The organism is Kineococcus glutinatus (genome assembly GCF_039542765.1).
In the GTDB taxonomy this organism is placed as follows: domain Bacteria; phylum Actinomycetota; class Actinomycetes; order Actinomycetales; family Kineococcaceae; genus Kineococcus_A; species Kineococcus_A glutinatus.
The window spans coordinates 1-538 of sequence record NZ_BAABIL010000715.1 but is presented as its reverse complement, the minus strand read 5'-3'; the positions used below and the strand labels follow the sequence as shown (position 1 = coordinate 538).

The following is a 538-nucleotide window of genomic DNA, read 5'->3' as shown; positions in this document are numbered from 1 at the left end:
AAGGCGCACGCCTGCGCGCAGCTGGCCGCGGCGGCGCGCGGGGACGTCCTCGTGCTCGTCGACGCCGACGTCACCCTCGCCCCGCACGCGGTGGCCGCCGCCGTGGACCTGTTGTGCCGCAGCGGACTCGACCTCGTCAGCCCCTACCCCCGCCAGGTCGCCGCCACCGCCGCCGAGCGCCTCGTGCAGCCGCTGCTGCAGTGGTCGTGGCTGACGACGCTGCCGCTGCGCACCGCCGAGACGTCCCGGCGGCCCTCGCTGTCGGCGGCCAACGGGCAGTTCCTCGTCGTGGACGCCGCCGCCCTGCGCCGCGCCGGGGGTTTCGCCGCGGTGCGCTCGGCGGTGCTCGACGACGTGGCGCTGGTGCGGGCCGTCAAGGCCGCCGGCGGGCGCGGCGGGGTGGCCGACGGCACCGCGCTGGCCACCTGCCGGATGTACGAGGGCTGGGCCGCGCTGCGCGAGGGGTACGCCAAGTCGCTGTGGTCGGCGTTCGGGCCGCCACCGGCCGCCGCCGCCGTCGCGGCGGCGCTGGCCGCCG

At 79.4% G+C, this 538-nt stretch carries 1 protein-coding gene; it reads left to right on the top strand.

Annotation, left to right across the window (positions count from 1 at the left end; genetic code table 11):
* Positions 1 to 538: glycosyltransferase (locus tag ABEB16_RS20540; protein WP_345714047.1), on the top strand; the 538-nt coding region annotated here is incomplete at both ends.